Source organism: Pseudomonas salomonii (genome assembly GCF_900107155.1).
Lineage (GTDB): Bacteria > Pseudomonadota > Gammaproteobacteria > Pseudomonadales > Pseudomonadaceae > Aquipseudomonas > Aquipseudomonas salomonii.
The window spans coordinates 13,226-30,997 of sequence record NZ_FNOX01000021.1 but is presented as its reverse complement, the minus strand read 5'-3'; the positions used below and the strand labels follow the sequence as shown (position 1 = coordinate 30,997).

14 protein-coding genes are annotated in these 17,772 nt (G+C 58.4%); 12 read left to right on the top strand and 2 right to left on the bottom strand.

What is annotated here, in order from left to right; genetic code table 11:
- Together murU and BLV67_RS30630 are read right to left on the bottom strand one after the other, a co-directional pair.
- Positions 1-678, bottom strand: coding sequence for an N-acetylmuramate alpha-1-phosphate uridylyltransferase MurU (murU, locus tag BLV67_RS30635; RefSeq protein WP_068932279.1), 678 nt, complete (start codon positions 676-678; stop codon positions 1-3).
- Positions 675-1,700: an aminoglycoside phosphotransferase family protein gene (locus tag BLV67_RS30630; RefSeq protein WP_065929383.1), complete on the bottom strand. Its 1,026-nt coding sequence runs from the start codon at positions 1,698-1,700 to the stop codon at positions 675-677. Before BLV67_RS30630 ends, murU begins: the two co-directional genes overlap by 4 nt.
- A 305-nt stretch (positions 1,701-2,005) precedes the next feature.
- On the opposite strand from BLV67_RS30630, the gene BLV67_RS33060 reads away from it, so the two are divergent.
- From BLV67_RS33060 to BLV67_RS30575, 12 genes are all read left to right on the top strand, one after another.
- Complete coding sequence (locus BLV67_RS33060; RefSeq protein ID WP_159440257.1) at positions 2,006-2,164, top strand: hypothetical protein; 159 nt, start codon at positions 2,006-2,008, stop codon at positions 2,162-2,164.
- Between the two features lie 843 nt (positions 2,165-3,007).
- Complete coding sequence (gene ltrA, locus BLV67_RS30625) at positions 3,008-4,708, top strand: group II intron reverse transcriptase/maturase (protein ID WP_047542625.1); 1,701 nt, start codon at positions 3,008-3,010, stop codon at positions 4,706-4,708.
- A gap of 151 nt (positions 4,709-4,859) precedes the next feature.
- Positions 4,860-7,670: an LPS-assembly protein LptD gene (locus tag BLV67_RS30620; protein ID WP_069786294.1), complete on the top strand. Its 2,811-nt coding sequence runs from the start codon at positions 4,860-4,862 to the stop codon at positions 7,668-7,670.
- Complete coding sequence (locus tag BLV67_RS30615; RefSeq protein ID WP_065929486.1) at positions 7,651-8,985, top strand: peptidylprolyl isomerase; 1,335 nt, start codon at positions 7,651-7,653, stop codon at positions 8,983-8,985. The genes BLV67_RS30620 and BLV67_RS30615 overlap by 20 nt, the downstream gene beginning before the upstream one ends.
- The gene (pdxA, locus tag BLV67_RS30610; protein ID WP_069786295.1) at positions 8,982-9,971 is read left to right on the top strand and encodes a 4-hydroxythreonine-4-phosphate dehydrogenase PdxA; all 990 of its coding nucleotides are present in this window, start codon (positions 8,982-8,984) and stop codon (positions 9,969-9,971) included. The genes BLV67_RS30615 and pdxA overlap by 4 nt, the downstream gene beginning before the upstream one ends.
- Positions 9,968-10,780, top strand: coding sequence for a 16S rRNA (adenine(1518)-N(6)/adenine(1519)-N(6))-dimethyltransferase RsmA (rsmA, locus tag BLV67_RS30605; RefSeq protein WP_065929386.1), 813 nt, complete (start codon positions 9,968-9,970; stop codon positions 10,778-10,780). Before pdxA ends, rsmA begins: the two co-directional genes overlap by 4 nt.
- A 238-nt stretch (positions 10,781-11,018) precedes the next feature.
- Complete coding sequence (gene apaG / locus BLV67_RS30600) at positions 11,019-11,399, top strand: Co2+/Mg2+ efflux protein ApaG (protein WP_065929387.1); 381 nt, start codon at positions 11,019-11,021, stop codon at positions 11,397-11,399.
- On the top strand, positions 11,399-12,247 hold the full coding sequence (locus tag BLV67_RS30595; protein ID WP_069786296.1) for a symmetrical bis(5'-nucleosyl)-tetraphosphatase: 849 nt from the start codon (positions 11,399-11,401) through the stop codon (positions 12,245-12,247). Before apaG ends, BLV67_RS30595 begins: the two co-directional genes overlap by 1 nt.
- Positions 12,248-12,256: 9 nt before the next feature.
- Entirely contained in the window at positions 12,257-12,586 is a 330-nt protein-coding gene (gene glpE / locus BLV67_RS30590; RefSeq protein WP_069786297.1) for a thiosulfate sulfurtransferase GlpE, read from the top strand.
- 285 nt (positions 12,587-12,871) lie between these two features.
- A complete protein-coding gene (locus tag BLV67_RS30585; protein WP_026013778.1) occupies positions 12,872-14,794 on the top strand; it encodes a PrkA family serine protein kinase in 1,923 nt (640 codons plus the stop codon).
- 113 nt (positions 14,795-14,907) lie between these two features.
- The gene (locus BLV67_RS30580; protein WP_065929390.1) at positions 14,908-16,179 is read left to right on the top strand and encodes a YeaH/YhbH family protein; all 1,272 of its coding nucleotides are present in this window, start codon (positions 14,908-14,910) and stop codon (positions 16,177-16,179) included.
- The gene (locus BLV67_RS30575; RefSeq protein ID WP_017138056.1) at positions 16,176-17,741 is read left to right on the top strand and encodes a SpoVR family protein; all 1,566 of its coding nucleotides are present in this window, start codon (positions 16,176-16,178) and stop codon (positions 17,739-17,741) included. The genes BLV67_RS30580 and BLV67_RS30575 overlap by 4 nt, the downstream gene beginning before the upstream one ends.
- Positions 17,742-17,772 lie beyond the last annotated feature (31 nt).

Below are 17,772 nucleotides of genomic sequence, written 5' to 3'. Positions count from 1 at the left end.
TTATTGCTCCGCAGTCAGCAAAGTTTCAACCTGCGCCAGACGCTCCAGCGTGCCGACATCAATCCAGCGTCCTGTCATGTGCTCTCCCGTTACCAGACCTTTGGCCATGGCCTCCCGCAACAGCGGCGCCAGTTTGAAGGCACCAGCGCTGCAGCCCGCGAACAACTGCGGGTCGAGCACTGAAATGCCACTGAAGGTCAGGTTATCGGCACCGGGCGCGGCATCATGAAGCAGACCGTTGTCCAAATAAAAGTCGCCTCCCGTTGGCGCATGGGCAGGCATGTCGACCATGACCAAGTGGGCAAGCCCTTCCAGCGCCTTGTTGTGCAGACTGGCAAAATCGAAGTCCGTCCAGATATCGCCGTTGACCAACAGGAAAGGCTCGTCGCCCAGCAGCGGCAAAGCCTTGAAAATCCCGCCGCCGGTTTCCAGTGGCTCGCCCTCGGCTGAATACTGAATGCGCAAGCCAAACTGCGCACCATCACCCAGATAGCTTTCAATCTGCTGGCCGAGCCAGGCATGGTTGATCACGATATCGGTGAAGCCGGCCCTGGCCAGCGCCTCCAGGTGATACTCGATCAAACGCTTGCCGCCCGCCTCCACCAGCGGTTTGGGCGTGTGCAACGTGAGCGGACGCATCCGCTCACCTTTGCCGGCGGCCAGGATCATGGCCTTCATACGCGCACCTCGGTCGGTTCACGCAGGCTGGCGAGCAACTCACCCAACTCGTCCAGCTCAGGCCGGTCGGCCAGTACCGCTTCTATATAAGCAAAGAAACGCGGCACATCGGCCAGGTAACGTGGCTTGCCGTCGCGATGGCAGATGCGCGCAAAAATGCCGATGACTTTGAGGTGGCGCTGCACACCCATCAGGTCGCTGGCTCGCAGGAACTCCTCGAAATCGGTCTGCACCGGGATGCCCAACGCGCCGGCACGCGCCCAGTAGCCGCGCTGCCACTCGCGCACGCGGGCCTTGGGCCAGCTGAGAAACGCATCCTTGAACAGACACGTGATGTCATAGGTAACCGGGCCGTAGACCGCGTCCTGGAAATCCAGCACGCCGGGGTTCGGCTCGCTGATCATCAGGTTGCGCGGCATATAGTCGCGATGCACCAGCACTTTGGGCTGGGCCAGGGCACTGTCGATCAGGTGATCGCTGACGCGCTGCCATAAGGCCTGCTGCCGGGTGTCGAATTCGATACCCAAATGCCGGCGCACGTACCACTGCGGAAACAATTCCAGCTCACGGCGCAACAAGGCGACGTCATAGCTGGGCAGCGGTGCGTCCATCGGCAATTGCTGAAAAGCCAGCAATGCGTCGATGGCATCGGCGAACAATTCGTCGGCGTTTTGTTCGTCAATCACGTCCAGATAGGTTTTTCTGCCCAGGTCATTAAGCAAAAGAAAGCCGCGCGGCAAATCTTCTGCATAAATTTTTGGCACATTTATTCCCGATTTCGCGAGTAAATCAGCGATATCGACGAAAGGTTTGCAGTTTTCCTGGGGCGGTGGAGCGTCCATGACGACGAACGTGCGACCGCCGCCCTCCCAGCGGAAATAACGCCTGAAACTCGCGTCGCTGCTGGCCGCGGTCAATGTGGCCGGAGGTACGACACCCCAGTCCTGAGCGTTGAAAAGGATCGGCAACTGCTCATCCAGCCAAACTTTCAGCTGTTGTAAACGTAGATCTTGCTCGGGCATTACAAGGGTCTCCGACGGCGCTAGCCGTCAAGCGGGTCATGCTTTATTATCACGCATCTTGTGCGACACGCGTAGCGTGTCTCCAGGTTGGCGGTGAGTCGTCATCGTCAAGGGTTTTCCGCAAGGAAACCGATAGCCCGGTAGCCAATCCGGGAAACAAAACAGCCCAGGGGTCCCACTGCTTAGAAGGACTCGTTGTCGCTGCGGCGACAATAGCGAACCCCAAAGCCGCTTAGCACTCAGAAGCGCGGCTATGGTCCGATTTTCGGACTGGGAGTGCCTACTTCACTACTGATGAGGTCGTTATGCATAAACGTCTGGCTCAAAAAGCAGATGTATCTGCAGTTCAGGTAGAAATGCGGAAATTCATTTCAGATACTCTGAACAGAATGACCTGGAACTTCGGCTTGATGACGCTGGTTTCAACCATCGTCATGGTTACTGCCATGTTCCTAATCAGATAGTGCATCCACATAGGTCTCACGACCTACCCATGCGGGAAGAATCCCCGCAGGGATTCCTTCCTCCTGCCTTAAACAGGAGGAAATACTCTTTGAGCGTGCTGCCTTGCAGTCCCCCGCTCATATCAAACCGGAGACACGAGCGAAAACTCTGTCTGTCATTGTCCAACTATCTTGCTCTGAGATAGCAGCGGACTCGTTGTGCGACCAACGATAGCCTAGGAAAACATGCGTCACTGGTAACGGTGGGGTGTGAAGCTTTTCCGACAATGTAGTCCCCATCAGGGTGTGCTTTTGCCGTGAGGCAAAGTACAGACGCTCGGAGCAGTACCGGGTCGAGACGCTAGGCTGGTTGGCATGGGTAACGTAAGTGAACTGCTGATAAACGCCGTAATGATAAACATGCCAAAACTGCTGTTAGGCATGGACCAAAAGGTATGGGGCCAGATATTCCTGTGGGATGTGGGAATACGTCGCTACAAGGCCTCCGGTGAAAAGGCAGACCCTAAACCAATCGTGTGACAGGCAGGGAACGTGGTAAGCCCGTATGGCTGCCTTCGGGCAGGTGAACCGCAAGGGGATCTATTGGCTGTGCGGGTATGGGATCGCAGAAAAAGCGAACGCCGGGCTGTAATGGCGCGGATAGGGGTTGGAACATTACCCCACGGGAAACCGGGCAGACTTCTGCGTGGTCTTTTATCGCATGAACGCTGAGTAAACCTGTCTCAATCATCTTCGAAGTCCGGCAGTAATGGGCTTCTTATTCATCCACTCCTGACGGGAGCGTCCATTCCCGTCAGGGGATGCGTACGTCTTCTGCTCGGGGAAACTTGAGAGGAAGGCAGCATGTTAGTACCTAGCCAACTGGCCGGGTCTGCGCCTTCTGGCGTTCCGCAGCATTGGCATGACATCGATTGGTGTCGTGTGCAGCAGAACGTACGGGCGATGCAGATTCGGATTGCGAAGGCTTGTCGGGAAGGCAATTGGCGCCGGGTGAAAGCCCTGCAACGGATGCTGACCCGCTCTCGTTCGGCCAGATATTTGGCCATACGGAGAGTCACTGAAAACCAGGGCAAGCGCACGGCGGGAGTCGACCGCGTGCTCTGGGATACACCCGATGCCAAGTGGAAGGCGGCAAATGGGTTGAAGCGCCACGGGTATAAACCACGGCCATTACGGCGTGTGTTTATCCCGAAGTCGAATGGAAAGGAACGCCCTCTGGGCATTCCAACCATGACTGACAGAGCCATGCAGGCGCTATACCTGCTAGCCCTGGCGCCTATCGCTGAAACCACCGGCGATCCAAACAGCTACGGCTTTCGGATCGAGCGCTCCACGGCTGATGCGATGGGACAGTTGTTCGTTTGTCTATCCAAGAAGGCTTCGGCCCAATGGGTCTTGGAAGCGGACATTAAAGGCTGCTTTGACCACATCAACCATGACTGGCTGATCGAAAATGTCCCAACGGACAAAGAAATCCTCCGAAAATGGTTGAAAGCTGGAGTGATTCACAAAGGCCAGCTACAGGCAACGAATGCCGGTACACCACAGGGCGGGATTATCTCGCCCACCTTGGCGAATTTGGTGCTGGATGGACTGGAATCACAGCTCAAGCAACACCTGGGCGTGACGAAGGCGAAGAAGCTGAAAATTAACGTGGTGCGATATGCGGATGATTTTGTGATTACCGGTAGCTCGAAAGAGATGCTCGAAAATGAGATCAAACCTTGGGTTGAGCGGTTTCTCGCGGTGCGAGGATTGCAGCTGTCGCTTGAGAAAACCCACGTCGTCCACATAGATGAAGGTTTCGACTTCCTTGGTTGGAATTTCCGCAAATACGGAGGGAAACTCCTGATCAAACCTGCCAAAAAGAACGTGAAAGCGTTCTATAGGAAGGTAAAAGAAGTCATCAGTACTAACAAAGCGGTGAAACAGGAGGAGTTAATCCGCCTGCTTAATCCGATACTGCGAGGCTGGGCGCTGTATCACCAGCCTGTGGTCGCCAAGAAGGCGTACAGCCGCATGGACCACCAAATATTCCAAGCGCTTTGGCGTTGGGCGAAAAGGCGGCATCCAAACAAAAGTCTCGACTGGGTAAGGGAGAAGTATTTCCAAACCTATGAAAGTCGAAGCTGGGTGTTCGCCACCACGGTCATAACGGAGTCAGGAGGCAAAGAGGCAATTCGGTTATACGCCCTAGAGGCCACGCCGATTGAGAGGCACAGGAAGATCAGCGGGGATTTTAATCCGTTTGATCCCTCTATGGAGGAAATGGGAGAGGCATTGCGGATGTCCCGGATGCTCGGGAAATTGAAGTACCGCAAACAAATTCTTCATCTATTTCAATCCCAAAAAGGACTGTGCGTACTATGCAAAAGCCCAATATCTAGGGAGACTGGGTGGCACGACCACCACATCATTTATCGCTCACAAGGCGGTGGTGACTCGCTGGACAACCGGGTACTATTGCATCCCATTTGCCACCAGCAGCTTCACGCTCGTGGACTAACAGTGTACAAACCGGCTCCCCCAAGGGGGGCTTCGTAAAGACTTGAGCCGTATGCGCTGAAAGGCGCACGTACGGTTTTTAGGGGGGAGCAGACCAGAAATGGTCTGTTCCTACCCAACTTTCAGACCATCGAGAGGCGTGCGGCCCAAACCGCGGGCAGATGGCACGCAGGAAGCCCGGACTAATAAGATGGCATTGAAATCCCCCGCGTTTCGTAGAAAATTTCCGTTGCTGGTAACCGGCAGTCTGCTGGCCATGCAACCTTTCGCCACCTCATTCGTGGTCGCCGCGGAACAGTATGACTGCTCAGTCTCTGCTTCGGGTGCCTGGGATTGCGCGCCAAAAACCGCCGCAGCCCCATTACCACCGCGCCCGGTGCACGACGGTGCAGCCGTCAGCGCCGCTGGCAGCACGGCGCAAGCCGATGCTGGCGGCAGCGCTGCGGCCGAGCCGAAGACCACCCTGGTCACCGAGTCCAAGGGCCGTGGCCTGCGTTCGCGCAGTGCCGACTACAGCCACCTGGACTGGGTGCCTCGCGACAAGCTGACCGCAGCCCAACTGGCTGAGACCGGCCCGTATTGCTCCGGCGCGTATATCGAGCCGACCCGTCCTGGCATGAACGACAAGACGGACAAAAGCGATTCGCCGACCTTCATCGGTGCCAAGGTGTCTCGTTACGAGCAGGAACAGCAGGTTGCGACCCTGGCCGGTGACGTCGTCATGCGCCAGGGCAGCATGCAGCTGGAGGCTCAGGAAGCCAACCTGTACCAGGCCGAGAACCGTGGCGAGCTGAACGGCGATGTGCGTCTGCGCGACAACGGCGCCCTGATCGTCGGCGACCACGCCGAGGTGCAGCTCGATACCGGCGCGGCCCAGATCGACAACGCCGAATACGTGCTGCACAAATCGCGCGTTCGCGGTAACGCGCTGTACGCCAAACGTGCCGAAAACGCGATCATCCGTCTCAAGGACGGTACGTACACCACCTGCGAGCCGGACAGCAACGCCTGGCAGCTCAAGGGCAACAACATCACGTTGAACCCGGCCACCGGTTTCGGTACGGCCACCAACGCGACGTTGCGGATCAAGAACATCCCGATCCTCTACACCCCGTACATCTACTTCCCGATCGACGACCGTCGTCAATCCGGCTTCCTGCCGCCAAGCTTCAGCACCGGCAGCGAAACCGGCTTCACACTGGTCACGCCGTACTACTTCAACCTGGCGCCAAACTACGACGCCACGTTGTACCCGCAATACATGACCAAACGCGGCATGATGGTTGAGGGCGAATTCCGCTACCTCACCAAGTCCAGCGAAGGTCAGTTCGGCGGCGCGTACCTGAACGACGACAGCGACGAGCGCAAGAATCAGACTGATTACGAAAAAACCCGTTACATGCTCAACTGGCAGCACAAAGGCGGGCTGGATTCGCGAGTATCGACCCAGGTCGACTACACCAACATCAGCGACCCTTACTTCTTCCAGGACCTCAAGACTTATCAGGAAGGCATCCAGCCTCGAGATTTCGTCAACCAGCAGGGCGCCGTCACTTACCGCGGCGACTCCTATCAGGCGCGCCTGAACCTGCAGGCTTACCAGCTCGCGACGATTTCCCAGATCACCCCCTACAACCGGTTGCCGCAGATCACCTTCAACGGGATGCTGCCGTACCATCCAGGTGGTGTGAACTTCACCTATGAAACCGAAGCTGTTCGGTTTGATCGTGACCTGGAAAACGGCAACTTTACCGATGAGAACAACCTGGTTACGCCTCGCCTCGATACTTTTGTTAGGGGCCTGACCCGTGCCAACGGTACTCGACTGAACGTCGCGCCGGCTGTTGATTACCCGATGAACTGGACCTACGGTTTTATTACGCCGAAGCTCAAGTATGTGTACACCAAGTACGATCTTGACCTGGACAGCACCGGTAAGAACCAGATCATCGCGCAACAAGCGGCATCGACTGCGGCTAATCCTTATGCTGGTGGCGACTTCAAGAGCTCCCAGGACCGCGCTATTCCAATCGCCAGTATCGACAGCGGCCTGTACTTCGACCGCAATACCAACTGGTTCGGCAAGGACTATCGCCAGACGTTGGAACCGCGCGCGTTCTATCTCTATGTGCCTAACAAGGACCAGAGCGATATCCCGGTATTCGACACCAGTGAATACTCGTTCAGCTACTCCTCGCTGTTCCGCGACAACCGCTTCAGCGGCACCGACCGGATTGGCGATGAGAACAAGCTGTCCCTGGGCGTGACCAGCCGCTGGATTGAAGACAACGGCTTCGAACGTCAGCGTGTGTCCGTAGGTCAGGCGGTGTACTTCAAGGATCGCCAGGTTCAATTGCCGGGCGTCCTTGCTTCCGACCGCTCCGACGCACAGTCCGACGTGTCGCCTGTTGCCCTGGAATACGAATACCGCTACAACCGCGATTGGCGCGCCACAGCCGACTTCAACTGGGACACCGAAGAACATAGCACCCGCTCCGGCAGTGCAATGCTTCACTACCAGCCGGAAGACAACCCGAACAAGATCATCAACGTCGGCTATCGCTATCGCAACGACCAAGTGGTCTACAACCAGCTGACCGGCAAATGGCAGTTCGGTGGTGACTACGGGCAACCAGGCGACGCGAACTTCGTGAAGGATTACTACAAAATCCAGCAACACGACTTCTCGATGATGTGGCCGATCATTCCGCAGTGGAACCTGATCACCCGCTGGCAGTATGACTATGCCCGCAACCGTACGCTGGAAGCCTTCGGTGGTTTCGAGTACGACAACTGCTGCTGGAAACTGCGCGTCATCAACCGTTACTGGGTTTCCAACGACGAATACAGCCAGATCGCCCCGCTTAACGAAAAGGGTGACCACGGGCTCTTCTTCCAGATCGTCCTCAAAGGACTCGGCGGCCTGACCGGCGCCAAGGTAGAGAGCTTCCTCGACAAAGGCATTGAAGGTTATCGTGAACGTGAAGACCAAGCTTTCTGATTGCTTGCGCCCGCTAGTGCTGGGCGCGCTGTTCCTGGGGGCCGCATCGGCGCACGCTGCGGTTCAACAGCTGGACAAGGTAGTGGCCATCGTCGATAACGACGTGATCATGCAGAGCCAACTCGACCAACGGGTCAAGGAAGTTCAGCAAACCATCGCCAAACGTGGCGGCGGCGTACCGCCTACCAGCGTGCTGGACCCACAGGTACTTGAGCGCCTGATCGTCGAAAACCTGCAACTGCAGATCGGCGAGCGCTCCGGCATCCGTATTTCGGACGAAGAACTGAACCAGGCCGTCGGCACCATCGCTCAGCGCAATAACATGAGCATTGACCAGTTCAAGGCTGCCCTGGCCCACGACGGTTTGTCTTATGAAGACGCCCGTGACCAGATCAAGCGTGAAATGATCATCAGCCGTGTGCGTCAGCGCCGTGTAGCGGAGCGGGTTCAGGTGTCTGAGCAGGAAGTGAAGAACTTCCTGGCCTCGGACTTGGGCAAGATGCAGCTCTCCGAAGAACTGCACCTGGCCAATATCCTGGTTCCAACCCCGGACAGCGCCAGCTCCGAGCAGCTCAATGCCGCTGCGGCGAAAACCCAGGCTATTTATGATCGCCTGAAAGCCGGTGCTGACTTTGCCCAGACGGCCATCGCCATGTCCGGCAGCGACAACGCCCTGGACGGCGGTGACATGGGCTGGCGTAAAGCCGCGCAACTGCCACCTCCGTTCGACCGTGAGCTGAGCGCCATGAATGTGGGTGACATCACCCAGCCGGCGCGTACGCCAGGCGGTTTCATCATCCTCAAGTTGCTCGGCAAACGCGGCGGCGAGACCTCGCTGAAAGACGAAGTGCATGTTCGTCATATCCTGGTCAAACCAAGCGAAATCCGCACCGAGGCGCAAACCAAGGAGCTGGCCCAGAAGATCTATGAACGCATCGAAGGCGGTGAAGACTTCGCCACCCTGGCCAAGAGCTTCTCGGAAGACCCGGGTTCCGCCCTCAACGGTGGCGACCTGAACTGGATCGACCCGAAAGCGCTGGTGCCGGAGTTCCAGGAAGTCATGGCCAAGACCCCGCAAGGCGTTCTTTCCAAGCCGTTCAAGACTCAATATGGCTGGCACGTCCTGGAAGTCCTTGGCCGTCGCGCCACCGACAACACCACCCAGGCCCGCGAGCAACAAGCCCTGACCGTGCTGCGTAACCGCAAGTACGACGAAGAGCTGCAAACCTGGTTGCGTCAGATCCGTGACGAAGCCTACGTAGAGAACAAGCTGCCAGGCGCCGAGCAAACAGGCACCGACCAGGCAGCACAGTGAAACCCCAGCGTTTCGCGGTAACACCCGGCGAGCCGGCCGGCATTGGTCCAGACCTGTGCCTGCTGCTCGCCTCGCACCCTCAGCCACACCCCCTGATTGCCATTACCAGCCGCGACCTGCTCCTTGAGCGGGCCGCGCAGCTGGGTGTGGCTGTCACCTTGTTGGACGTGGCGCCGGGCAACTGGCCCGACCTGCCCGCCCCGGCCGGCAGCCTGTATGTGTGGAACACGCCGCTGGCAGCCAAGGTGGTAGCCGGGCAACTGGACAAAGCCAACGCGGCATTTGTACTGCAAACCCTGACGCGTGCCGGCCAAGGCTGCATCGACGGCGACTTCGCCGGCATGATCACCGCCCCGGTGCATAAAGGCGTGATCAACGAATCCGGCATTGCCTTTTCCGGCCATACCGAATTTCTCGCCGATCTGACCCATACCGAACAAGTCGTGATGATGCTGGCCACGCGCGGCCTGCGGGTTGCGCTGGTAACCACGCACCTGCCGTTGCGCGATATCGCCGATGCCATCACTGCCGAGCGTGTAGAGCGCGTCACACGCATCCTGCACGCCGACCTGCAACAAAAGTTCGGCATTGCCCAACCGCGCATCCTGGTGTGTGGGCTCAACCCGCATGCCGGTGAAGGCGGTCATTTGGGCCATGAAGAAATCGACATCATTGAACCGACATTAGAGCGCCTGCGCCAAGAAGGCATGGACCTGCGTGGCCCATTGCCTGCAGACACTCTGTTTACCCCCAAATATCTGGAGCACTGCGACGCAGTGCTGGCGATGTACCATGACCAGGGGCTGCCCGTGCTGAAGTACAAAGGCTTCGGCGCCGCAGTCAACGTGACACTGGGCCTGCCGATCATCCGCACCTCTGTCGACCATGGCACCGCCCTGGACCTGGCGGGCAGCGGCAAGATCGATACCGGCAGCCTGCACGTGGCCCTGGAAACCGCCTATCAGATGGCCGAGACCCGTATATGACAGAGCATTACCAACACCGGGCGCGCAAGCGCTTCGGTCAAAACTTCCTGCACGACGCTGGCGTGATCGACCGTATCCTGCGCTCCATCCATGCCAAGCCGGAAGACCGTTTGCTGGAAATCGGCCCGGGCCAGGGCGCCTTGACCCAAGGCCTGCTCAACAGCGGCGGCCAGTTGGACGTGGTTGAACTGGACAAGGACCTGATCCCGATCCTCAACCAGCAATTTGCCGGCATGCCCAACTTCAACCTGCACCAGGGCGACGCGCTGAAGTTCGACTTCAACAGCCTCAACGCCGCGCCCAACAGCCTGCGCGTGGTCGGCAACCTGCCGTACAACATCTCCACGCCGCTGATTTTTCACCTGCTGAACAACGCCGGGATCATCCGCGACATGCACTTCATGCTGCAAAAGGAAGTGGTTGAGCGTTTGGCCGCAGGCCCAGGCGGTGGTGATTGGGGCCGCCTGTCGATCATGGTTCAGTACCATTGCCGCGTAGAGCACCTGTTCAACGTCGGCCCTGGCGCCTTCAACCCGCCGCCGAAGGTCGACTCGGCCATCGTGCGCCTGGTGCCGCACGCGGTGCTGCCGCACCCGGCCAAAGACCACAAGCTGCTGGAGCGCGTGGTACGCGAAGCGTTCAACCAACGCCGCAAGACTCTGCGCAACACCCTCAAGGCGCTGTTGAGCAACGCCGAGATCGAAGCCGCCGGCGTCGACGGCGGCCTGCGCCCCGAGCAGCTGGACCTGGCCGCATTTGTGCGCCTGGCTGATCAGCTTGCGATCCAGCCCGCGCCCGTAGTGGAATAGGCCGTAAGAGCTCGATGCAATCCAATGTGGGAGCGGGCTTGCTCGCGAATGCGCAGTGTCAGTCACCGAATGTGTAACTGATGCACCGCCTTCGCGAGCAAGCCCGCTCCCACATTTGCGCGGCGTTATACCGATAACGCTTGCCGGCTGCCCGACACATGTCTGGCCTAGTGCCCCGCTCATGGCCTAGACTGATCCGCATCTGCTGTCCTCCGCTTTTGCTCTTAAGGCCTCTTGCATGTCCGATCCTCGCTACCAGATCGACGTCAGCGTCGTCACCCGCTTCCTGGCGGACCAATCACACCCCGAAGACAACCGTTATGCCTTTGCCTACACCATCACGGTGAAGAACAACGGGCAGGTGCCGGCCAAACTGCTGTCGCGCCACTGGGTAATTACCGATGGCGACGGCCAGGTCGAGGAAGTGCGTGGTGCCGGCGTGGTTGGTCAGCAGCCGTTGATCGACATCGGCGCCAGCCATACCTACAGCAGCGGCACAGTGATGACCTCCAAGGTCGGCACCATGCAGGGCTCATATCAGATGAAAGCCACCGACGGAAAACTGTTCGACGCCATCATCGCGCCGTTTCGCCTCGCAGTGCCCGGAGCCCTGCACTGATGACGACGTACGCGGTCGGTGACCTGCAAGGCTGCCTGGAACCCCTCAAATGCCTGCTGGAGCGCGTAGCCTTCAACCCGACGAGCGACCGCTTGTGGCTGGTCGGCGATCTGGTCAATCGCGGCCCCGAGTCCCTCGAGACCCTGCGCTTTCTTTATAAGATGCGCGATTCATTGGTGTGCGTGCTGGGCAACCATGACCTGCACCTGCTGGCGGCCGGCAATAACATCGAACGCTTGAAAAAAGGCGACACCCTGCGCGAGATCTTGGAAGCGCCGGACAGAACTGAATTGCTGGACTGGCTGCGCCGCCAAAAGCTCATGCATTACGACGAAGGCCGCAACATGGCCTTGGTGCATGCTGGCATCCCGCCCCAATGGACACTGAAGAAAGCCCTCAAGTGTGCCGCCGAAGTCGAAATTGCCCTGGCCGATGACAACCTGTACACCGCCTACCTCGACGGCATGTACGGCAACGAGCCGGTCAAGTGGGACAATGACCTCACCGGCGTGGCCCGCCTGCGCGTGATCACCAACTACTTCACACGCATGCGCTTCTGCACCGCCGAAGGCAAGCTGGACCTCAAGAGCAAGGAAGGCGCCGACACTGCGCTGCCCGGTTATAAGCCATGGTTTGCCCACAAGGAACGCAAGACCCGTGACACGAAGATCATCTTCGGTCACTGGGCGGCCCTGGAAGGCGAATGCGAAGAACCCGGCGTGTTCGCCCTCGACACCGGTTGCGTGTGGGGTGGCGCCATGACCCTGATGAACATCGACACCGGCGAGCGCCTGAGCTGCCAGTGCGAACCTCCCCCTTCTGTCACACTGCCGGGCGCCAAGCCCTAGGAGCCCGCCATGAGCGAATTCAAACGTATCCCTCCCGAACAAGCCCAGGCCTTGCGCGAGCAAGGCGCCGTGGTGGTCGACATTCGCGACCAGCCGACCTATGCAGCAGGCCACATCAGTGGCGCGCAGCACCTGGATAACCACAACATCCAAGACTTCATCCGCGCGGCCGACCTCGACGCGCCAGTGATCGTGGCCTGCTACCACGGCAATTCCAGCCAGAGTGCAGCGGCCTATCTGATCAGCCAGGGCTTCTCCGACGTCTATAGCCTGGACGGCGGCTTTGAGCTGTGGCGCACGACCTATCCTGCAGAAATTGCCTCTGGCGATTCGCAATAATTTTTTTCACACCCCGCTACCCCGCGTGACGCTTGGGCTTGCGCCGTTTCTGACGAACGGCGCAGCTAAACTAATTGCGCATCGCGCCTTGACCTCCCGGATTCCGAACTATCCTTAAGCGCAGGCCATCCGAATCAGGGGAGAGCCGGTACACCGGCGTGCGGGTCATCGGTAGCGTTTCAGGGTGTTCTGGGGGGAAAACAGCCAGTGGCGATTGCCAAGGGCTGCCAGCATCGACTGATTGATCCGGCGTCGGCTCCACGTATCGAGCGAGGTGACGACGTCATGAGTATCTTTAGCCACTTCCAACAACGCTTTGAGTCCACCCAGCAGGAAGAACTTACCCTGCAGGAGTATCTCGAGCTGTGCAAAAAGGACCGCAGCACCTACGCATCTGCCGCCGAACGCCTGCTGTTGGCGATTGGTGAGCCGGAGCTGGTAGACACCTCGAACAATTCGCGCCTGTCGCGAATATTCTCCAACAAGGTGATCCGCCGCTACCCGGCCTTTGAAGACTTCCACGGCATGGAAGAATGCATCGACCAGATCGTCTCCTACTTCCGGCATGCCGCCCAAGGCCTGGAAGAGAAGAAACAGATCCTCTACCTGCTCGGCCCGGTCGGCGGCGGCAAGTCGTCCCTGGCGGAAAAGCTCAAACAACTGATCGAGAAGGTGCCCTTCTACGCGATCAAGGGCTCGCCGGTGTTCGAGTCGCCTCTGGGGCTGTTCAACGCCACGGAAGATGGCGCGATCCTCGAAGAAGACTTCGGCATCCCACGCCGCTACCTCAACACCATCATGTCGCCATGGGCCACCAAGCGCCTGTCGGAGTTTGGCGGCGACATCAGCCAGTTCCGCGTGGTGAAACTCTACCCGTCGATCCTCAACCAGATCGGCGTGGCCAAGACCGAGCCCGGCGACGAGAACAACCAGGACATCTCGGCGCTGGTAGGCAAGGTCGATATCCGCAAACTGGAAGAATTCCCACAGAACGACGCCGACGCCTACAGCTACTCGGGCGCACTGTGCCGGGCCAACCAGGGCCTGATGGAATTTGTGGAGATGTTCAAGGCGCCGATCAAGGTGCTGCACCCACTGCTCACCGCCACCCAAGAGGGTAACTACAACAGTACCGAAGGCTTGGGCGCGATTCCGTTTACCGGGATCCTGCTGGCCCACTCCAACGAATCGGAATGGCACACCTTCCGCAACAACAAGAACAACGAAGCCTTCATCGACCGGATCTACATCGTCAAGGTGCCTTACTGCCTGCGGGTCAGCGATGAGATCAAGATCTACGACAAGCTGCTCTTCAACAGTTCCCTCGCCAAGGCGCATTGCGCGCCGGACACCCTGAAGATGCTCGCCCAGTTCACCGTGCTCTCGCGCCTCAAGGAGCCGGAAAACTCCAACATCTACTCCAAAATGCGCGTGTATGACGGCGAAAACCTCAAGGACACCGATCCGAAAGCCAAGTCGATCCAGGAGTACCGCGATACGGCGGGCGTGGACGAGGGCATGAACGGTCTGTCGACACGCTTTGCATTCAAGATCCTGTCCAAAGTCTTCAACTTCGACCCACACGAGATCGCCGCCAACCCGGTGCACCTGCTCTATGTGCTGGAACAGCAGATCGAACAGGAGCAATTCCAGGCCGAAACCCGCGAACGCTACCTGCGCTTCCTCAAGGAATACCTGGCGCCGCGCTACATCGAGTTCATCGGCAAGGAAATCCAGACTGCGTACCTGGAGTCCTACAGCGAGTACGGCCAGAACATTTTCGACCGCTACGTGCTGTACGCCGACTTCTGGATTCAGGACCAGGAGTACCGCGACCCGGAAACCGGCGAGATCCTCAACCGCGTGGCCCTCAACGAGGAACTGGAGAAGATCGAAAAACCGGCCGGCATCAGCAATCCGAAGGATTTCCGCAACGAAATCGTCAACTTCGTGCTGCGCGCCCGCGCCAACAACAACGGCAAGAACCCTACCTGGCTCAGCTACGAGAAACTGCGGGTGGTCATCGAGAAGAAAATGTTCTCCAACACCGAGGACCTGCTGCCGGTTATCAGCTTCAACGCCAAGGCCAGCAAGGAGGACCAGCAAAAACACAACGACTTTGTTACACGCATGGTCGAACGCGGCTACACCGACAAACAGGTACGGCTGCTCTCCGAGTGGTATCTGCGGGTGCGCAAATCGCAGTAAGGCAGCGACAGGCGCGTGCTGCCAGGCTTATGGCCTGGCGGCCGACCGCTTGTCTCTAAGCTTCCAGCTCGCGGCTTGAAGCTTGTAACGTGAAGCTGCCCGGAGGGCTCCCCATGAGCTATGTGATCGACCGACGCCTCAATGGCAAGAACAAGAGCACGGTAAACCGTCAGCGTTTCCTGCGGCGTTACCGTGACCACATCAAAAAGGCCGTCGAAGAGGCCGTCAGCCGCCGCTCCATTACCGACATGGAGCATGGCGAGCAAATCAGCATTCCCGGACGCGACATCGACGAACCGGTGCTGCATCACGGTCGGGGCGGCAAACAGACCGTTGTGCACCCCGGCAACAAGGAGTTCACCACCGGCGAGCACATCCAGCGTCCCCAAGGTGGCGGCGGCGGTAAAGGCCCAGGCAAAGCGGGTAATTCCGGCGAAGGCATGGACGAGTTCGTGTTCCAGATCACCCAGGAAGAGTTCCTGGAGTTCATGTTTGAAGACCTGGAACTGCCGAACCTGGTCAAACGCAACCTGACCGGTACCGACACCTTCAAGACCGTGCGCGCGGGGATCAGCAACGAGGGCAACCCGTCCCGCATCAACATCATTCGCACGCTGCGCTCGGCCCATGCACGGCGTATCGCATTGTCCGGTAGCAGCCGCGCCAAACTGAAGGAAGCCAAGGAAGAACTGGTGCGTTTAAAGCGTGAAGAGCCGGATAACTTCGGCGATATCCAGCAAATCGAGGCGGAAATCGAGAAACTCAGCGCGCGCATTCACCGCGTGCCGTTCCTCGACACCTTCGATCTGAAATACAACTTGCTGGTCAAGCAACCCAACCCCAGCTCCAAGGCGGTGATGTTCTGCCTGATGGACGTGTCCGGCTCCATGACCCAGGCCACCAAGGACATTGCCAAGCGCTTCTTTATTCTGCTGTACCTGTTCCTTAAGCGGAACTACGACAAGATCGACGTGGTGTTCATCCGCCATCACACCAGCGCCCGGGAAGTGGACGAAGAAGAGTTTTTCTATTCGCGGGAAACCGGCGGCACCATTGTGTCCAGCGCCTTGAAGCTGATGCAGGAAATCATGGCCGAGCGCTACCCCGCCAATGAGTGGAACATCTACGCCGCGCAAGCCTCCGACGGCGATAACTGGAACGATGACTCGCCGATCTGCCGCGACATCCTGATCAACCAGATCATGCCGTTTGTGCAGTACTACACCTACGTCGAAATCACCCCTCGTGAGCACCAGGCACTGTGGTTCGAATACGAGCGCATCGGCGAAGCCTTCGCCGATACGTTCGCCCAGCAGCAACTGGTCTCGGCCGGCGATATTTACCCGGTCTTCCGTGAACTCTTCCAGCGCAGGTTAGTGACATGACCGCCAAAAAAGAGCATAAGCGCCAACCCATTTCCACCGGCTCCGAGTGGACCTTTGAACTGATCCAGGCCTATGACCGGGAAATCAGCCGCATCGCGGCGGGTTATGCCCTGGACACCTACCCCAACCAGATCGAAGTGATCACCGCCGAACAGATGATGGATGCCTACGCCTCGGTCGGCATGCCCTTGGGCTACCACCACTGGTCCTACGGCAAACACTTCCTCAGTACCGAGAAGTCCTACACCCGTGGCCAGATGGGCCTGGCCTACGAGATCGTGATCAACTCCGACCCGTGCATCGCTTACCTGATGGAAGAAAACACCATCTGCATGCAGGCGCTGGTGGTGGCCCACGCGTGCTACGGGCATAACAGTTTTTTCAAGGGCAACTACCTGTTCCGCACCTGGACCGATGCCAGTTCGATCATCGATTACCTGGTGTTCGCCAAGCAGTACATCATGCAATGCGAGGAGCGCCATGGGATCGACGCGGTAGAGGACTTGCTCGACTCCTGCCACGCGCTGATGAACTACGGCGTCGACCGCTACAAACGCCCGTATCCGATTTCTGCCGAGGAAGAACGGCTGCGCCAGAAGGAGCGTGAGGAGCACCTGCAAAAGCAGATCAACGACCTGTGGCGCACGATTCCTAAAAAGGCCGGTAAAAACAGCGACAAGGACAATGCACGCTTCCCCGCCGAACCTCAGGAAAACATCCTGTATTTTCTGGAAAAACACGCACCGCTGCTGGAGCCATGGCAACGGGAGATCGTGCGGATTGTGCGCAAGATCGCCCAGTACTTTTATCCACAGCGCCAGACCCAGGTGATGAACGAAGGTTGGGCGACGTTCTGGCACTACACCTTGATGAACGACCTGTACGACGAAGGCCTGGTCACCGACGGCTTCATGATGGAGTTCCTTACCTCCCATACCAGCGTGGTGTTCCAGCCAGGTTTCGACAGCCCGTATTACAGCGGCATCAACCCGTACGCGCTGGGCTTTGCCATGTATCGGGACATCCGGCGCATGTGTGAACACCCCACCGAAGAAGACCGCCGCTGGTTCCCGGAAATCGCCGGGAGTGATTGGTTGTCGACCATCAAGTTCGCCATGAGCAGCTTCAAGGATGAAAGTTTTATCCTGCAGTACCTGTCACCCCAGGTGATTCGCGACCTCAAGCTGTTCAGCATTCTCGATGACGACCTCAAGGATGATCTGGTGGTGCCTGCCATCCACGATGAACCCGGCTACCGCACCATCCGTGAAACCCTGGCGGCGCAGTACAACCTGGGCAACCGTGAGCCCAACGTGCAGATCTACAGCATCGACGTACGCGGCGACCGCTCGCTGACCTTGCGTCACCAGCAGCACGACCGCAAACCCTTGGGCGAATCCACCGAAGAAGTGCTCAAACACCTGCACCGGCTGTGGGGCTTCGACATTCACCTGGAAACCCTGCAGGGCGATCAGGTGATGAAAACCCACCATGTGCCACCACGCACCGACCACAACGATAACGACTACGGCCGCCTGGACCTGGCCGTCGTACATCTCTGAAACAGCAAAGCCTCCATTGGCCCGGCACAGG

Bases quoted from the DNA above. Each gene is read 5' to 3' on its own strand.
- BLV67_RS33060 (WP_159440257.1), top strand. From the start codon at position 2,006: ATGCATAAACGTCTGGCTCAAAAAGCAGATGTATCTGCAGTTCAGGTA.
- rsmA (WP_065929386.1), top strand. From the start codon at position 9,968: ATGACAGAGCATTACCAACACCGGGCGCGCAAGCGCTTCGGTCAAAAC.
- BLV67_RS30620 (WP_069786294.1), top strand. From the start codon at position 4,860: ATGGCATTGAAATCCCCCGCGTTTCGTAGAAAATTTCCGTTGCTGGTA.
- BLV67_RS30630 (WP_065929383.1), bottom strand. From the start codon at position 1,700: ATGCCCGAGCAAGATCTACGTTTACAACAGCTGAAAGTTTGGCTGGAT.
- BLV67_RS30585 (WP_026013778.1), top strand. From the start codon at position 12,872: ATGAGTATCTTTAGCCACTTCCAACAACGCTTTGAGTCCACCCAGCAG.
- murU (WP_068932279.1), bottom strand. From the start codon at position 678: ATGAAGGCCATGATCCTGGCCGCCGGCAAAGGTGAGCGGATGCGTCCG.
- apaG (WP_065929387.1), top strand. From the start codon at position 11,019: ATGTCCGATCCTCGCTACCAGATCGACGTCAGCGTCGTCACCCGCTTC.
- ltrA (WP_047542625.1), top strand. From the start codon at position 3,008: ATGTTAGTACCTAGCCAACTGGCCGGGTCTGCGCCTTCTGGCGTTCCG.
- BLV67_RS30580 (WP_065929390.1), top strand. From the start codon at position 14,908: ATGAGCTATGTGATCGACCGACGCCTCAATGGCAAGAACAAGAGCACG.
- glpE (WP_069786297.1), top strand. From the start codon at position 12,257: ATGAGCGAATTCAAACGTATCCCTCCCGAACAAGCCCAGGCCTTGCGC.
- BLV67_RS30595 (WP_069786296.1), top strand. From the start codon at position 11,399: ATGACGACGTACGCGGTCGGTGACCTGCAAGGCTGCCTGGAACCCCTC.
- BLV67_RS30575 (WP_017138056.1), top strand. From the start codon at position 16,176: ATGACCGCCAAAAAAGAGCATAAGCGCCAACCCATTTCCACCGGCTCC.